Source organism: Pedobacter nutrimenti (assembly GCF_003208655.1).
In the GTDB taxonomy this organism is placed as follows: Bacteria; Bacteroidota; Bacteroidia; order Sphingobacteriales; family Sphingobacteriaceae; genus Pedobacter; species Pedobacter nutrimenti.
This window is the reverse complement of sequence record NZ_QKLU01000008.1, coordinates 253,987-267,168: the sequence shown is the minus strand read 5'-3', so window position 1 is coordinate 267,168 and position 13,182 is coordinate 253,987. Positions and strand designations below refer to the sequence as shown.

Sequence of the window (13,182 nt, the reverse complement as noted above, 5' to 3'; positions counted from 1 at the left end):
TTTTAGCCAACCAGTTTATTACTTAAACTAAACAGAATTACGCACAGCACAAAGATTCCGATCAGCACATACATATAATCCTTTTCAATCAGGAAGCTAAAGATAGAAAAAACGACCCGCGTAATTGGTGTAAAAATCAGCAACAATACGCCAAACTGTATAATAGCAGTACTATCCAGGGATTTTAATCCCCTGAAAATAGCCAGAACAGAAGAATACTCTGCCTTTAAAGGATCAAAAACCCGGTAATTTACAGGACCATTTCCATAATGCCACAGATAAATAAAACCTCCGATCAGTACAATAGACATAGACAGCACAACCCCTACCCGGAGCAAAGTTCCCAGAATGACCTGCACATCTTTATCTGCAAAAAAATGTTTTCCCTGCTCTTTCATAATTTCCCTGACAAGCCGTTATAAATCATTTGCAAAGCCAAAAATACCACAACAGCGGCAAATATGACCTTAAGTTTATCCGTTTTTGTTTTGACCAGGATCTTGGAACCCAGGGTAGCCCCAAACAGCACACCAATAGTTACCGGCATGGCAATACCCGGAACGATCTGTCCCCTGTGTAAATAAACCACAGCACTTGCCGCAGCAGTTACGCCCATCATAAAATTACTTGTGGTGGTGGAAACTTTAAACGGAATACGCATAATGTTATCCATTGCCAATACTTTCAAAGCCCCTGAACCGATTCCCAGTAAGCCTGAAATGATCCCTGCAAAAAACATCATTACAAAACCACCAATTACATTATGTACGCCATATTTTTTCAAGCCCCCTTCTACAGGATAACTGCCGTTCAGTTTAAAAAACACAGCCAGACGTCCGGATGCATCATCATCAGAATGGTCCACTTTTTTTCTGACCATCATTACTGCAGAAAACAACAGGATCAAACCAAAAATAACCGCAATATACCCCGGATTAATATATACAGTAATAACGGCACCAAAAATGGCGCTGATGGTTGTTGCGATTTCCAGAAACATACCAATCCTGATATTGGTGATGCCCTCCTTTACATAAGCCGCTGCTGAACCCGAAGAAGTTGCAATTACCGAAACAATAGAGGCACCTATGGCATAATGAATGTCTACCCCAAGGGCCAGTGTCAGTAAAGGGATAATGATCACCCCTCCTCCTAAACCAGTTAATGATCCGACAAGACCAGCGAGGAAAGCGCCTACCAAAACAATAACTGTAAAAAGTAATACCGACATCGCCACAAATATACCTTATCCAATTAAAACACAATAAAATTTAAATATTAATGTTAAATTAAACACATTAACACCATATTATGAAAAGATTTATACTCCCCCTTATCGCAGCATTTTGTTTTGCAATCGGCACGCAAAACACTTTTGCTCAGGACAGTACAAAAACCGACCCCTCCCTGAATGGTCAGTATGAGTTCATGTTGTCAAAATCAAAAAGCCTTTACGGCGCCAAGCTCATTAACCCTGTACGCTTGTCGGGTCTGTGGAAAAGTGTCAAAGACACTTTAAACACTGAGCGGAAACAATTGAATCAGGCAAAAGCCAAAATTAAAGCGCAACAACAAAACATCACCGATCTGAAAGCCCAGATTGAAGGAAAGGAAAGCTCTCTGGCCAGCTCTAATGCCAAGGTGAACGAAATCAATTTTCTGGGCATGTCTTTCAGCAAATCTACCTATAATACAGTCGTCTGGACGTTGATCATTGTTCTTGGCCTTGCGCTCTGCTTTGTAATTATCCGCTCTGCAAAACACATTCATGAAGCAAAATACAGATCTACCCTTTACCAGGAAGTTGCCGATGAATACCAGGCTTATAAAGTCAAGGCAAATGATAAAGAAAAGAAACTGGCGCGTGAACTCCAGGACGAACGGAACAAATTTGAAGAATATAAAAGCCGGGAACGCTAAAAAACACAAACAAAAAAGGCCTCTGCAATTGCAGAGGCCTTTTTTTTAATGCATTATCTCATTAAACTTTGATTTCAACTTCAACACCGCTAGGCAATTCAAGTTTCATCAGTGCATCAACTGTTTTAGAGTTAGAACTGTAAATGTCTAACAAACGTTTGTAAGCGCACAATTGAAATTGCTCTCTTGCTTTTTTGTTCACGTGTGGTGAACGTAAAACAGTAAAGATTTTTTTCTCTGTAGGCAAAGGGATTGGTCCGCTTACCACTGCACCCGTAGGTTTAACAGTTTTTACGATTTTCTCAGCAGATTTATCTACCAGATTATAATCGTAAGATTTTAATTTGATTCTGATTCTTTGGCTCATTTTATTTATTTAATTGAGGCTGCCTGTTAGAGCTATTAATAACAGGCAACCGATTAGTATTAATCTGAAGATTTAACTTTTCCTTTTGATTTTGCAATCACCTCATCCTGTACGTTCTTAGGAGCTGGATCATAATGATCAAATTCCATAGTAGAAGTCGCACGGCCTGAAGTAATGGTACGCAACTGAGTTACATAACCAAACATCTCAGAAAGAGGAACCAATGCTTTAATCACCTGGGAACCGTTACGGGTGTCCATACCTTGCAGCTGACCACGACGACGGTTTAAGTCTCCCATTACATCACCCATGTTTTCTTCCGGAGTAAGCACCTCAATTTTCATGATCGGCTCCATTAATACCGGTTTACATTTAGGCAATGCCTCACGGAAAGCTGAACGTGCAGCAATCTCGAAAGATAAAGCATCCGAATCGACTGCGTGGAATGAACCATCAATCAAACGAACTTTCATATCAGGAAGTGGATAACCTGCAATAACACCATTAGACATTGCTGCAGCAAAACCTTTCTCTACAGAAGGGATAAACTCACGTGGAATAGATCCACCTACGATTTCGTTTACGAATTGCAAACCGCCTTTTTCGTAATCTGCATCAATAGGAGAAATAATCACCTGAATATCTGCGAATTTACCACGACCACCAGTTTGTTTCTTATACGTTTCACGATGTTGAGTTGTGCCTGTGATCGCCTCTTTATAAGCAACCTGAGGAGCTCCCTGGTTTACTTCTACTTTGAATTCGCGTTTTAAACGGTCAATCAAAATATCCAAGTGAAGCTCACCCATACCAGAGATTACAGTCTGACCAGTTTCCTCGTCAGTCTCTACCCTGAAAGTAGGATCTTCTTCAGCAAGTTTACCTAAAGCCATACCTAATCTATCCACGTCAGCTTGAGTTTTAGGCTCAATCGCCAAACCGATTACCGGCTCAGGGAAGTTCATAGACTCCAGAATGATTGGGTTCTTCTCATCACAAAGTGTATCACCAGTTTTGATATCTTTAAATCCAACAACCGCAGCAATATCACCAGCACCTACATTAGGGATCGGATTTTGTTTGTTGGCGTGCATTTGGAAGATACGGGAAATACGCTCTTTGTTTTCCGAACGTGCGTTATATACATAAGAACCAGCTTCAAGGTTACCTGAATATACACGGATAAAGCACAAACGGCCCACGAAAGGATCGGTTGCAATTTTAAATGCCAAAGCTGCAAAAGGCTCTTTTACATCCGGTTGACGGGTTACTTCTTCACCAGTATCAGGATTGGTACCAGTAATACCTTCCACATCCATTGGCGAAGGCAATAATTCCATTACCAGGTCAAGCATGGTTTGTACACCTTTGTTTTTGAAAGATGAACCACAAACCATAGGAACAATTTTCGCATCCAAAGTTGCTTTACGCAATGCATCAAGAATTTCACGTTCTGTGATAGAGTTAGGATCATCAAAGAATTTCTCCATTAATGACTCATCATAATCCGCAACAGCTTCTAATAAATTCTCTCTCCATTCTGCAACCTCATCAATCATATCGTCAGGAATCGGCACTTCAGTAAAGGTCATCCCTTTATCATGCTCGTTCCATACAATACCACGGTTGTTGATTAAGTCAACCACACCTTTAAAGCTATCCTCTGCGCCAATTGGCAATTGCAAAGGAACAGCATGGCTACCTAACATTTCTCTTACCTGTTTTACAACTTTTAAGAAATCTGCACCGGAACGGTCCATTTTGTTTACGAAACCAATACGTGGAACAGCATAGTTATTTGCTAAACGCCAGTTGGTTTCAGATTGAGGTTCAACACCATCAACCGCAGAAAACAAAAATACCAGACCATCAAGAACACGCAGGGAACGGTTTACCTCTACGGTAAAATCCACGTGTCCAGGGGTATCAATAACGTTTACCTGATATTTGTTACCACGGTAAGGCCAGAATACAGTCGTTGCTGCAGAGGTGATGGTTATCCCACGTTCCGCTTCCTGTACCATCCAGTCCATTGTAGATGCACCTTCGTGTACCTCACCAATTTTGTGGTTTACTCCAGCATAATATAGGATACGCTCGGTTGTTGTGGTTTTACCCGCATCAATGTGAGCCGCGATCCCAATGTTTCTTGTGTATTTTAAATCTCTTGACATTTTATGATTCTATCTAATTAGAAACGGAAGTGAGAGAACGCTTTGTTGGCTTCTGCCATTTTATGCGTATCTTCTTTTTTCTTAACTGCTGCACCTTCACCTTTAGCTGCTGAAACGATTTCACCTGCTAATTTCTCTTTCATTGTTTTTTCTCCACGTTTACGGGCGTAAGAAATTAACCATTTCATGCCTAAAGCAATTTTACGGTCAGGTCTTACCTCTGTAGGTACCTGGAAGTTTGCACCACCAACACGACGGGATTTAACCTCTACAGCTGGCATTACATTTGTTAAAGCACGTTTCCATACTTCTAATCCATTCTCACCTGATTTTTTCTCTGCAAGTTCAACTGCATCATAAAAAATAGAATAAGCGATAGATTTTTTTCCGTCAAACATCATATTGTTTACGAAACGGGTCACCTGAACATCGTTAAATTTTGGATCAGGAAGAATGATTCTCTTTTTTGGTTTTGACTTTCTCATTTTTTTGTCCTCCTAATTATTTCTTTTTACCTTTTGTTGGCGCCGCAGCTACTTGTCCTGGTTTAGGACGTTTTGTTCCGTATTTAGAACGACGTTGGTTACGACCAGCAACACCTGAAGTATCTAATGCTCCACGGATGATGTGATAACGTACACCTGGTAAATCTTTAACACGACCACCACGGATCAATACAATCGAGTGCTCCTGTAAGTTGTGACCTTCTCCAGGGATGTATGCGTTAACCTCTTTACCATTGGTTAAACGTACACGCGCAACTTTACGCATTGCTGAGTTTGGTTTTTTAGGGGTAGTGGTATATACACGTGTACATACACCTCTTCGCTGTGGACAGCTGTCCAACGCCGGAGACTTACTCTTGAACTCCAGTGCTACTCTACCTTTTCTAACTAATTGTTGAATGGTTGGCATTGTTCTTTTGTTGTTTTTCTATTTATGTTTAAAAACTTTACCCCTCTATAAGGGACTGCAAAGGTAAGACAATACATTTTATAAATCAAGGGGTTACCTGAAATTTAATGCAGACGAAACATAAAAAGAAAAAAACACTTAGGGCTAAGTGTTTTACAGCGGAATAACTCCTGTTAATTAAGGCCGGAAATCACCCTTTTATCCGCAGGTAGTGTCTTGAATTCTTTATACGCATTCATAATATAGAACTTAAGGTCTTCTGCATCCATTTTATTCAGGTCCTTTAGCTCCGGCCGGTACATGGCCATAAAAGCGTCCAGTTCCCCCGCATTTAAAGGAGTTACCGCTTTCACCCCGGCCTCGTTCCAGCGTTCATCAATTTTCCGCTCAATTTTCTCTCCTTCGAGTTTACGTTTACCTTTTCTGGCAAATTTACCTTCCCGGCTAAAATAACCGGATGGGTAAAAGGCGAAAGGCTTGTTTACTTCCAGTTTTGTCGGATTGGCTTTTCTATAAATATCCGCATATTCTACCTCCGGGTTAAAGGTCTTGGACTGGATCTCTACGGTTTTAAGTAATTTGGGATCCGGTGCAAGAAAGCGTTTTACCGGTTTCATATCCACCAACAGCAGGGTATCCGATATGTATCCTGGGTAATAAAAAACAAGCACCTGATTTACGGATGCTTTTAAGCTAAACTGGCCGGCAGCATCTGTAACTGTCTTTTCTCCGGTATTGACATTTAACACATGAACTTGTTCCAATGCCGAACGCGTCTTCCTGTCGGCAATAGTACCATTAAGGGATTGGGCCCTCACACCAAAGCCAAACAGAACAAAAAGGACAGAAAAAAAGATTTTTGAGCTCATGCTTAAATATACCAATTTTCAGCAAGCAATCCTCTTTCCTGCATCTTATATAATATTTTTTTAGCATTTGGCAGACAAAAGCCTCTACATCCGATGAGAAGGACCTGGGTTTCTCCTTTAGTTACGGGAATTGAAATTATAAATGGTGCTGCCCTTCCATAAAACATAACCCAGCAGGGCACAATGCCTGGCCACCTCGGACTCTATAGCTGCTGATACATCATTAACGATTTTCCAGCGAACATTATATTTACTGTCATATCCCAGATAAATCACCACGTCCTCACAATCAGGATCCAGTAAATCCAGGTCTTTTAAATGTTTATCCTGCAATTCAGCAGCAAAGCGGCGCAACCTTTCATTCATCACTTTAGATAAGGGGGCTGCTGGTATGGTATCGGATTCTATAATCGCAAGCACAGTAACGGTCATCATGTATCTCTCTCTATACTACAAATATTAGCAAATATAGAAATTGTATTCTAAATCGAAAATTTCCCCTAAAAAAACACAAGCATTACTTCTTTTTTTTAAACAAATCATTCATCTCTCCATAAGGCATCACCTCTTGTGCAAAGGTAAAACTGTTGTTTCCTGAAACCTCTTGTGCTGCTCTGAAAAAAGCATGATAGGCTGTTCTGGCCAATGAAGAACCCAGACTGATTCTTTTTACACCCAGATCCCTTAAACGCAGTACAGAAAGCTCCGGGTGGTTTCCGCCCAGCAATACATTGACTGGTTTAGGTGCCACCGCCTTTACAACCGCTTCTACTTCTGCCAGGTTCTTTAACCCAGGCGCAAATAAAACATCTGCACCTGCATCCGCAAAAGCTTCCAACCGCTTAATGGTATCCTTCAGATCCGGACGCCCGTAAATCAGGTTTTCAGCCCTTGCAGTAAATGTAAAAGGAAAAGAAAGGCTCCTGGCAGCTTCCACCGCAGCTTTCACCCTTTCTACTGCAAGCCCAAAAGGCAAAACCGGTTTTGCCGGATCAGCACTTGTATCTTCAATAGAAGCTCCGGCAAGCCCCACCCCGGCGGCCATTAAAATCGTTTCTGCACAGGCTTCCGGGCGCTGGTCAAATCCATTTTCAAGATCGGCAGCAACCGGCAAACAGCTTGCATTTACAATCATCCGGGCATTATCGAGCGTTTCTTCCCGGCTTACTGCCGCCACCCCATCTGCTCTTCCCAATGAAAAAGCCAAACCGGCGCTGGTGGTAGCTAAAGCCTCAAAACCCAGGTGCTCCAGTATGGTGGCTGAACCCGCATCCCAGGGATTGGGAATAATAAAAAGTCCTTCACGCTCATGAAGCATTTTGAATACACCCGCCTTAGCAGCCTGAGCAGTAACATCCATATCTTTTAATGAAAAGTATTGAGGTATAATTTTTCCACCTTTTTCCGTGCCCAATCTGTTTTGCGCAGAAATTTTAAACTCGAATTCATGGTTGGATTGTTGTTGAAACAATCTATCCGGACAAGCCTGCCCATCTCTTCCCACCCATAATGCCAAACCAGTTGTTTAACAATAAATTCAAGTGTTTTCCCATGCAGGGGGTTGTTCACCTGTTCTTCTGTCTTTGCCATGATGTAAAATTAGCAAGAAAGCCTTAAATTTGGACTATGCAAGTAAAATTAGGTGATTTTGTTCGTTTTGTAGACGAAAACATAGAAGGGTACATCACCCGCATTATTGATAAGGATACCATAGGAGTAACAGACAGCAATGATTTTGAGATTCCGGTCATGGCCTCTAAGGTAACCCTGGTTCATGGAGATGTTCCGGACGAAAGCGGCATTGTTAAAAACAGGCCGGAGCAACCCGTTGCAGAAGCAGAATTTGTGCATGAAGGCATCTATTTGGCCCTGGTCAGTGACCAGCACAGTCAGGCCGTTGCGCATTTTCACCTGGTCAATGACAGTTCTTATCAACTCCTGCTGAGTTTCACCACAGAAAAAGGCCAACATTATAAAGGAGAATTTGCAGGTCTGGTCCCTGCCCATAAAAGCGCAAGAATATTTTCGGCCAATATGGGAGATATTCAACTCTGGCCAAAATTCAGAATGGAAATCCTGTACCACAGCACCGCAGACCAGGAACCTAAAGAACCCCTTGTTTTTCATCAGAGCCTGAAGGGAAAAGACCTTTCGGTTGCCAAGGTTGACATTGCGCAGCTGAAACAAAAAGGCTGGCTGATCCGTCTGGACTCCCCTGCTACGGGTATTGATGCAGAAAAACTAAAAGCCAGTTTTTTTAAATAATTTATTTTTTTTTCGTATTCTGCTGCTCTGAGCGCTCCGGCGCTGATCATTTAAATGCCCAGAAAATGAACACAGCAGAATACGAATTTGATCCTTTTGATCTTTATACGGTCAGTCAAAAAACTTACAGCCTCCTTTTGAAATGGGGCGTGCCGCACAGTATAGCCATTTATGTCAATCTGATCCTACACCTGCTGATACTGATTTTGCTGGTCTATATCCTGCAGTACCTGGTCAGACGCCTGCTCCGTGTAGCCCTGATTCGCATTGCCAAGCGCAGCAGGATCAGTTTTTTCCAACACCTGCTGGAAAACCGTTTTCCGCATTTTCTTGCACTCAGCGCCCCTTTAATTCTGGTCAAAAAAGCAATTCCTATTATTTTTTCGCCCTTTCCGGCTTTGATTCCCTCATTAACCGCCCTAGCCGACATCTATATGGTGGTGATCATCATCTGGATGATCATGTCCCTGCTCCGTTCGGGTGCAGACAGTCTGCAGAAAAAAACAGCTTTCCGCGCAAAACCTATTGAAAGTTATTTGCAGGTCATCCGCATCATCCTTTTTCTCATTGGGGCGGTAGTCATCTTCTCCAATCTCACCGGCCAGTCTCCTATTGCCTTTTTTACAGCAATGGGTGCCATTTCTGCGGTATTACTGCTAATGTTTAAAGACACCATTATGGGTTTTGTGGCCAGCATTCAGGTCAGCACCAATGACATTGTACGCATTGGCGATTGGATTACCATGACCAAATATGGTGCAGACGGAGACGTTACTGAAATCAACCTCACCACTGTAAAAGTGCAAAACTTTGACAAGACCATTACCACCATCCCAACTTACGCCCTGATATCCGACTCCTTTCAGAACTGGAGAGGCATGCAGCAGGCAGGAGGCAGGAGAATTAAAAGGGCCATTTACATCAAACAGTCTACCATACGCTTTGTCACGGACCAGGAACTGGAAAACTTTAAAAGAATTCAGGCCATTGCACCCTATATTGACCACCGTAAAAAAGACATTGACAAAAGCAATGAGCGCAGTGGCGCTGATAAAAGTCTGTTGATCAATGGCCGCAACCTCACCAATGCAGGACTTTACCGGAAATACATTGACAACTACATATCAAGCCATTCAGGCATTCATAAGAAAATGACCATGATGGTCAGACACCTTGCCCCGACAGCCAACGGCCTGCCTTTAGAGATTTACGCTTTTACCAGCACGACCAAATGGGCAGATTACGAATACATTATGGCCGATATCTTCGACCACCTGCTTGCCGCAGCCATTTATTTTGACCTGCAGATTTATGAAATGGAGGGTTCAGGAGATACCAAAACCCTTCATTTCGGCAATTCTTTATCCTTACAACAATAGAAGAACTTAATTTTTTATCCAGCTGTTGTTATCCGGGTTCACATCCGGGAGTACTTTTTCAGGATCCAAAACCACAGAGACCACTTCTTCTGAAGAAGGATAATATACCGTCCAGGTTTTATTGCGCATCCAGACATCGGCAGCCAGTTTGACCGTCTCTTTTTTTCCGCTTTTCAGGGTCACTTCCAGAATGACCGGCATCGGTAGTTTTTCCAGATTGGCTACTGTAATGTTATATCCTTCTGTTGTTCCATCTGCAGCATTTACAGGGGCCACCGCTGTAATTGCCTGGTCCATTTTCCAGTTTTCAATAAACCATCCTCTCCAAAACCACGCAAGATCTTCTCCAGCCCCATTTTCCATCGAACGGAAAAAATCAAAGGGTGTCGGATGCTTGTATGCCCAATGCCTGATGTAATTCTGAAAAGCGTAGTCAAAACGCTCGGGCCCCAGAATCTGGTTGCGCAGCAGGTTTAATCCTGCAGCCGGCTTATAATAAAGGTTTTGTCCAATATTTTTCTCCCGCATGGCATCCGGTGTCAACATAATATATTCAGACTCCGGTTTAGACATATTTTTTCCGTTGACCTGCATATTGGCAGGTTTTCCCTTATATTCTCCATTATTAAAGGCTTCTGTTGAACCTCCATTTATAAAAGTATTAAAACCCTCATCCATCCAGCCATACTTACGTTCATTACTTCCGACAATCATCGGAAACCAGGTATGCCCGAACTCATGGTTAATTACACCCCATGCCTGGCCCTTTTTTGCAGTCCACCCGCAAAATACGATGCCCGGATATTCCATACCACTAATATTTGTGGCGACATTGACTGCCATAGGGTATGGATATTCAAACCATTTTTTTGAATAATATTCAATAGAAGCCTTCACATATTCAACCCCTCGGCCATAACCATCTGCCCCATTACTTTCTACTGGATGAGCAGATACAGCCAAAGACTTTTTACCACTTGGAAGATTAATTCTGGCCGCATCCAGGACAAAAGCTTTGGAAGAAGCCCAGGCCACATCCCGGGTATTGGACATTTTGAATTTCCAGACCAGACGGTCTTTAGCCGGGCGCGATTTTGGATCGGTCACCTCTGTTTCTGAACGGATGACAATCTTTTCATCACTGTTTTTTGCCGCATTCCAGCGTTTTAGCTGTTCGGCTGTAAACACCTCCTGTGGGTTTAGCAATTCCCCCGATCCCATTACAATATGATCTGCAGGGGCATTTACCGTAAAATCCATATTGCCATATTCACAATAGAACTCCGATGCCCCCCAGTAAGGCAGGGTATTCCAGCCAATTACATCGTCATAGACACACATTCTGGGATACCATTGGGCAATGGCGTAAATCTCCCCGTTTTTTGTAGACAAATGTCCCAGGCGGTCAGAACCATTTGCCGGAATGAGAAAAGAATACTCCATTTTAATGGTGATCACTCCTCCGTTTTCTGCCAGTGGTTCAGTCAGGCGGATCTGCATACGGGTATCCTCGGTCAGGGAAGTAAATTTTACCGGTTTTCCATTTTGGAAAACACTTAAGCCCTGAATGACATAGCCCCCATTAATCTTTTCTCCTCTTGAGCCATAACGGCTCCCCGCAGGGATCAGCACAGCTCCTCTGGACTTTTCTTTAAACAGATTCTGGTCCATCTGAAGCCAGAGAAAAGGCAATTTGTCGGGACTATTATTTTTATAGGTGATGGTTAATGATCCAGTAATGGTGTTCTTCTGATCATCCAGACGGGATGAAATCGTATAATCTGCCCGGTTCTGCCAATACTTTGGCCCCGGATAACCTATGGCCGAACGGAATTCATTTCCATTTTGACTGTAAAACAAAGGGCTGAATGCCGCATGAGGGTCGTAATTACTTTCAGGTTCGGTGTTCTGTGCCTGCAGGCAAGTTGTAAAACTCAGGGAACAAAGCAAAGTTAAAACCAGGCAGGGTTTTAAAGTCTTCCAAGTCATTGACAAAAAATTAAGGTTCGGTTAATAAGGTAAATGTACTAAAAACCAAAACCATCTTGCCTGCTATTTTTCCAGAAACACTTGTAACATTATTACTGACGTTGTTTCATCACCGGTACAGGAGGTAATTTACGTTCAGCGGGTGTCATTTTAAGCCAGCGCTGGTGTGCCTGGGCGATGTAATAAGAATAATTAAAAGGCCTTTCATCTTTAATCAGCGCCACCGATGGCCTGAACATGGCAATAAAATCTTTCAGTTCCTGACCTTTGAGTTTAATCAGTGCAGAAACCGTTTGCTCATTAAAATTATTATTGATCTCTGTCTCGTAAGCATCCCTGGCTTCCAGCGCCCTGATTTTGGCCTGTTCTTTTTTAATTCTACCGGCACCAAATCCAAGGATCAAACCGCCGGCCCTGTCAAAATTCCCCTTTCCGGCCAGACCATCTGTAGAAACCGTAGTGGGTCCCTTAGCTGTATTTTTCAGGTCCAGATACGGAGAAAGTTTTGCACTGACAATACTAACCTCTTTAAGATTTTTGGCATTAACGGGCAAAAATATTGTTTTCGGGTTCAGGTCCGTTAGGAACAGGGTGTCGGTATGGTAGCCAATCAGGGAAAGCTCCAGCACATCACCTTTGTTGGCATCAATAGTAAATTGTCCGCTTGCTTTTGTAATGGCCAGTTTTTGATTGTTGAGATTTTTCACCACCACTTTCTGTAAAGGGAAAGTTTTATTTTCAAAATCATAAACCGTTCCGGTCACTACGCCCTGGGCAAATAACTTAAACGGCAAAACAAACAAGAACACGACGATTACTTTTTTAACCATGGCCAAATTTAATATAGTTTTAATGCCGGATGATCTATTTAACAAAAATTAACAAGCAAATGTTTAAACCTTGTTTAGAACTTGTCCGTATTGCTCCTCATTAAAACTTAACAATACCGCCTTACCCTCCAGTTCTACTACTGGTCTTTTAATCGCACTGGTATGGTTTACCAGTAATTTTATCGCAGACTCCTGATCTTTAACCGACTGCTGCGTCTGGGGATCAAGTTTTTTCCAGGTTGTGCCTTTTCTGTTCAATACATTTTCCCAGCCAAATACAGTACACCACTCATTGAGTTTCCCTGCAGTTATTCCCTTCTTTTTAAAATCATGGAATTCATAATCAAAGCCATGCTCTTTCAGCCAGGTCTGCGCTTTTTTTACCGTATTACAATTTGGAATGCCGTAGACTATCATATAGATTAAAATACATTAATTGCGCTAAAATAGATAATCTTTCAAAACATTTTTCAC

General features: G+C 42.2%; 16 protein-coding genes. 3 read left to right on the top strand and 13 right to left on the bottom strand.

Annotation, left to right across the window (positions count from 1 at the left end; genetic code table 11):
• Positions 1 to 2: 2 nt before the first annotated feature.
• Both B0O44_RS20770 and B0O44_RS20765 read right to left on the bottom strand, forming a co-directional pair.
• Complete coding sequence (locus B0O44_RS20770) at positions 3 to 398, bottom strand: DUF1634 domain-containing protein (protein WP_110834016.1); 396 nt, start codon at positions 396 to 398, stop codon at positions 3 to 5.
• Positions 395 to 1,231, bottom strand: coding sequence for a sulfite exporter TauE/SafE family protein (locus tag B0O44_RS20765; protein WP_110834015.1), 837 nt, complete (start codon positions 1,229 to 1,231; stop codon positions 395 to 397). The genes B0O44_RS20770 and B0O44_RS20765 overlap by 4 nt, the downstream gene beginning before the upstream one ends.
• An 80-nt stretch (positions 1,232 to 1,311) precedes the next feature.
• Between B0O44_RS20765 and B0O44_RS20760 the strand changes: the two genes are divergently transcribed.
• A complete protein-coding gene (locus B0O44_RS20760; protein WP_110834014.1) occupies positions 1,312 to 1,920 on the top strand; it encodes a hypothetical protein in 609 nt (202 codons plus the stop codon).
• Between the two features lie 61 nt (positions 1,921 to 1,981).
• On the opposite strand, the gene rpsJ is transcribed toward B0O44_RS20760, so the two are convergent.
• From rpsJ to B0O44_RS20720, 8 genes are all read right to left on the bottom strand, one after another.
• Entirely contained in the window at positions 1,982 to 2,287 is a 306-nt protein-coding gene (gene rpsJ, locus B0O44_RS20755; protein ID WP_008244591.1) for a 30S ribosomal protein S10, read from the bottom strand.
• Positions 2,288 to 2,346: 59 nt separating this feature from the next.
• Positions 2,347 to 4,461 (bottom strand): elongation factor G, encoded by a 2,115-nt coding sequence (gene fusA, locus B0O44_RS20750; protein ID WP_110834013.1) that lies wholly within the window; start codon positions 4,459 to 4,461, stop codon positions 2,347 to 2,349.
• 17 nt (positions 4,462 to 4,478) lie between these two features.
• Entirely contained in the window at positions 4,479 to 4,946 is a 468-nt protein-coding gene (gene rpsG / locus B0O44_RS20745) for a 30S ribosomal protein S7 (RefSeq protein WP_084287544.1), read from the bottom strand.
• A 16-nt stretch (positions 4,947 to 4,962) separates the two neighbouring features.
• Entirely contained in the window at positions 4,963 to 5,376 is a 414-nt protein-coding gene (gene rpsL / locus B0O44_RS20740; RefSeq protein WP_008244597.1) for a 30S ribosomal protein S12, read from the bottom strand.
• 173 nt (positions 5,377 to 5,549) lie between these two features.
• Entirely contained in the window at positions 5,550 to 6,245 is a 696-nt protein-coding gene (locus B0O44_RS20735; protein WP_110834012.1) for a carboxypeptidase-like regulatory domain-containing protein, read from the bottom strand.
• Between the two features lie 117 nt (positions 6,246 to 6,362).
• Positions 6,363 to 6,680 carry a hypothetical protein gene (locus B0O44_RS20730; RefSeq protein WP_245943760.1) on the bottom strand — a complete coding sequence of 106 codons (318 nt, stop codon included), beginning with the start codon at positions 6,678 to 6,680 and terminating at the stop codon, positions 6,363 to 6,365.
• 82 nt (positions 6,681 to 6,762) lie between these two features.
• The gene (locus B0O44_RS20725; protein ID WP_110834011.1) at positions 6,763 to 7,605 is read right to left on the bottom strand and encodes an isocitrate lyase/PEP mutase family protein; all 843 of its coding nucleotides are present in this window, start codon (positions 7,603 to 7,605) and stop codon (positions 6,763 to 6,765) included.
• 5 nt (positions 7,606 to 7,610) lie between these two features.
• A complete protein-coding gene (locus B0O44_RS20720) occupies positions 7,611 to 7,835 on the bottom strand; it encodes a VF530 family protein (protein WP_110834010.1) in 225 nt (74 codons plus the stop codon).
• A gap of 36 nt (positions 7,836 to 7,871) precedes the next feature.
• On the opposite strand from B0O44_RS20720, the gene B0O44_RS20715 reads away from it, so the two are divergent.
• Both B0O44_RS20715 and B0O44_RS20710 read left to right on the top strand, forming a co-directional pair.
• Positions 7,872 to 8,510 (top strand): hypothetical protein, encoded by a 639-nt coding sequence (locus B0O44_RS20715; protein WP_110834009.1) that lies wholly within the window; start codon positions 7,872 to 7,874, stop codon positions 8,508 to 8,510.
• A 65-nt stretch (positions 8,511 to 8,575) separates the two neighbouring features.
• Positions 8,576 to 9,889 (top strand): mechanosensitive ion channel family protein, encoded by a 1,314-nt coding sequence (locus tag B0O44_RS20710; protein WP_110834008.1) that lies wholly within the window; start codon positions 8,576 to 8,578, stop codon positions 9,887 to 9,889.
• A gap of 6 nt (positions 9,890 to 9,895) precedes the next feature.
• Here B0O44_RS20710 and B0O44_RS20705 read toward each other — a convergent pair whose 3' ends face one another.
• The 3 genes from B0O44_RS20705 to B0O44_RS20695 all read right to left on the bottom strand — a co-directional run bounded on the left by B0O44_RS20705 (position 9,896) and on the right by B0O44_RS20695 (position 13,125).
• The gene (locus B0O44_RS20705) at positions 9,896 to 11,878 is read right to left on the bottom strand and encodes a M1 family metallopeptidase (protein ID WP_110834007.1); all 1,983 of its coding nucleotides are present in this window, start codon (positions 11,876 to 11,878) and stop codon (positions 9,896 to 9,898) included.
• Positions 11,879 to 11,970: 92 nt separating this feature from the next.
• On the bottom strand, positions 11,971 to 12,708 hold the full coding sequence (locus B0O44_RS20700; protein WP_146229882.1) for a hypothetical protein: 738 nt from the start codon (positions 12,706 to 12,708) through the stop codon (positions 11,971 to 11,973).
• A 63-nt stretch (positions 12,709 to 12,771) separates the two neighbouring features.
• Positions 12,772 to 13,125 (bottom strand): ArsC family reductase, encoded by a 354-nt coding sequence (locus B0O44_RS20695; RefSeq protein ID WP_110834005.1) that lies wholly within the window; start codon positions 13,123 to 13,125, stop codon positions 12,772 to 12,774.
• Between the last annotated feature and the right edge of the window lie 57 nt (positions 13,126 to 13,182).

What these genes read in the sequence shown, in the direction of transcription:
- rpsG (WP_084287544.1), bottom strand. Translation starts at nt 4,946, where the DNA reads ATGAGAAAGTCAAAACCAAAAAAGAGAATCATTCTTCCTGATCCAAAA.
- B0O44_RS20725 (WP_110834011.1), bottom strand. Translation starts at nt 7,605, where the DNA reads ATGGATGTTACTGCTCAGGCTGCTAAGGCGGGTGTATTCAAAATGCTT.
- B0O44_RS20715 (WP_110834009.1), top strand. Translation starts at nt 7,872, where the DNA reads ATGCAAGTAAAATTAGGTGATTTTGTTCGTTTTGTAGACGAAAACATA.
- B0O44_RS20710 (WP_110834008.1), top strand. Translation starts at nt 8,576, where the DNA reads ATGAACACAGCAGAATACGAATTTGATCCTTTTGATCTTTATACGGTC.
- B0O44_RS20760 (WP_110834014.1), top strand. Translation starts at nt 1,312, where the DNA reads ATGAAAAGATTTATACTCCCCCTTATCGCAGCATTTTGTTTTGCAATC.
- B0O44_RS20705 (WP_110834007.1), bottom strand. Translation starts at nt 11,878, where the DNA reads ATGACTTGGAAGACTTTAAAACCCTGCCTGGTTTTAACTTTGCTTTGT.
- B0O44_RS20730 (WP_245943760.1), bottom strand. Translation starts at nt 6,680, where the DNA reads ATGATGACCGTTACTGTGCTTGCGATTATAGAATCCGATACCATACCA.
- rpsL (WP_008244597.1), bottom strand. Translation starts at nt 5,376, where the DNA reads ATGCCAACCATTCAACAATTAGTTAGAAAAGGTAGAGTAGCACTGGAG.
- B0O44_RS20770 (WP_110834016.1), bottom strand. Translation starts at nt 398, where the DNA reads ATGAAAGAGCAGGGAAAACATTTTTTTGCAGATAAAGATGTGCAGGTC.
- B0O44_RS20700 (WP_146229882.1), bottom strand. Translation starts at nt 12,708, where the DNA reads ATGGTTAAAAAAGTAATCGTCGTGTTCTTGTTTGTTTTGCCGTTTAAG.
- rpsJ (WP_008244591.1), bottom strand. Translation starts at nt 2,287, where the DNA reads ATGAGCCAAAGAATCAGAATCAAATTAAAATCTTACGATTATAATCTG.
- fusA (WP_110834013.1), bottom strand. Translation starts at nt 4,461, where the DNA reads ATGTCAAGAGATTTAAAATACACAAGAAACATTGGGATCGCGGCTCAC.
- B0O44_RS20720 (WP_110834010.1), bottom strand. Translation starts at nt 7,835, where the DNA reads ATGGCAAAGACAGAAGAACAGGTGAACAACCCCCTGCATGGGAAAACA.
- B0O44_RS20695 (WP_110834005.1), bottom strand. Translation starts at nt 13,125, where the DNA reads ATGATAGTCTACGGCATTCCAAATTGTAATACGGTAAAAAAAGCGCAG.
- B0O44_RS20765 (WP_110834015.1), bottom strand. Translation starts at nt 1,231, where the DNA reads ATGTCGGTATTACTTTTTACAGTTATTGTTTTGGTAGGCGCTTTCCTC.
- B0O44_RS20735 (WP_110834012.1), bottom strand. Translation starts at nt 6,245, where the DNA reads ATGAGCTCAAAAATCTTTTTTTCTGTCCTTTTTGTTCTGTTTGGCTTT.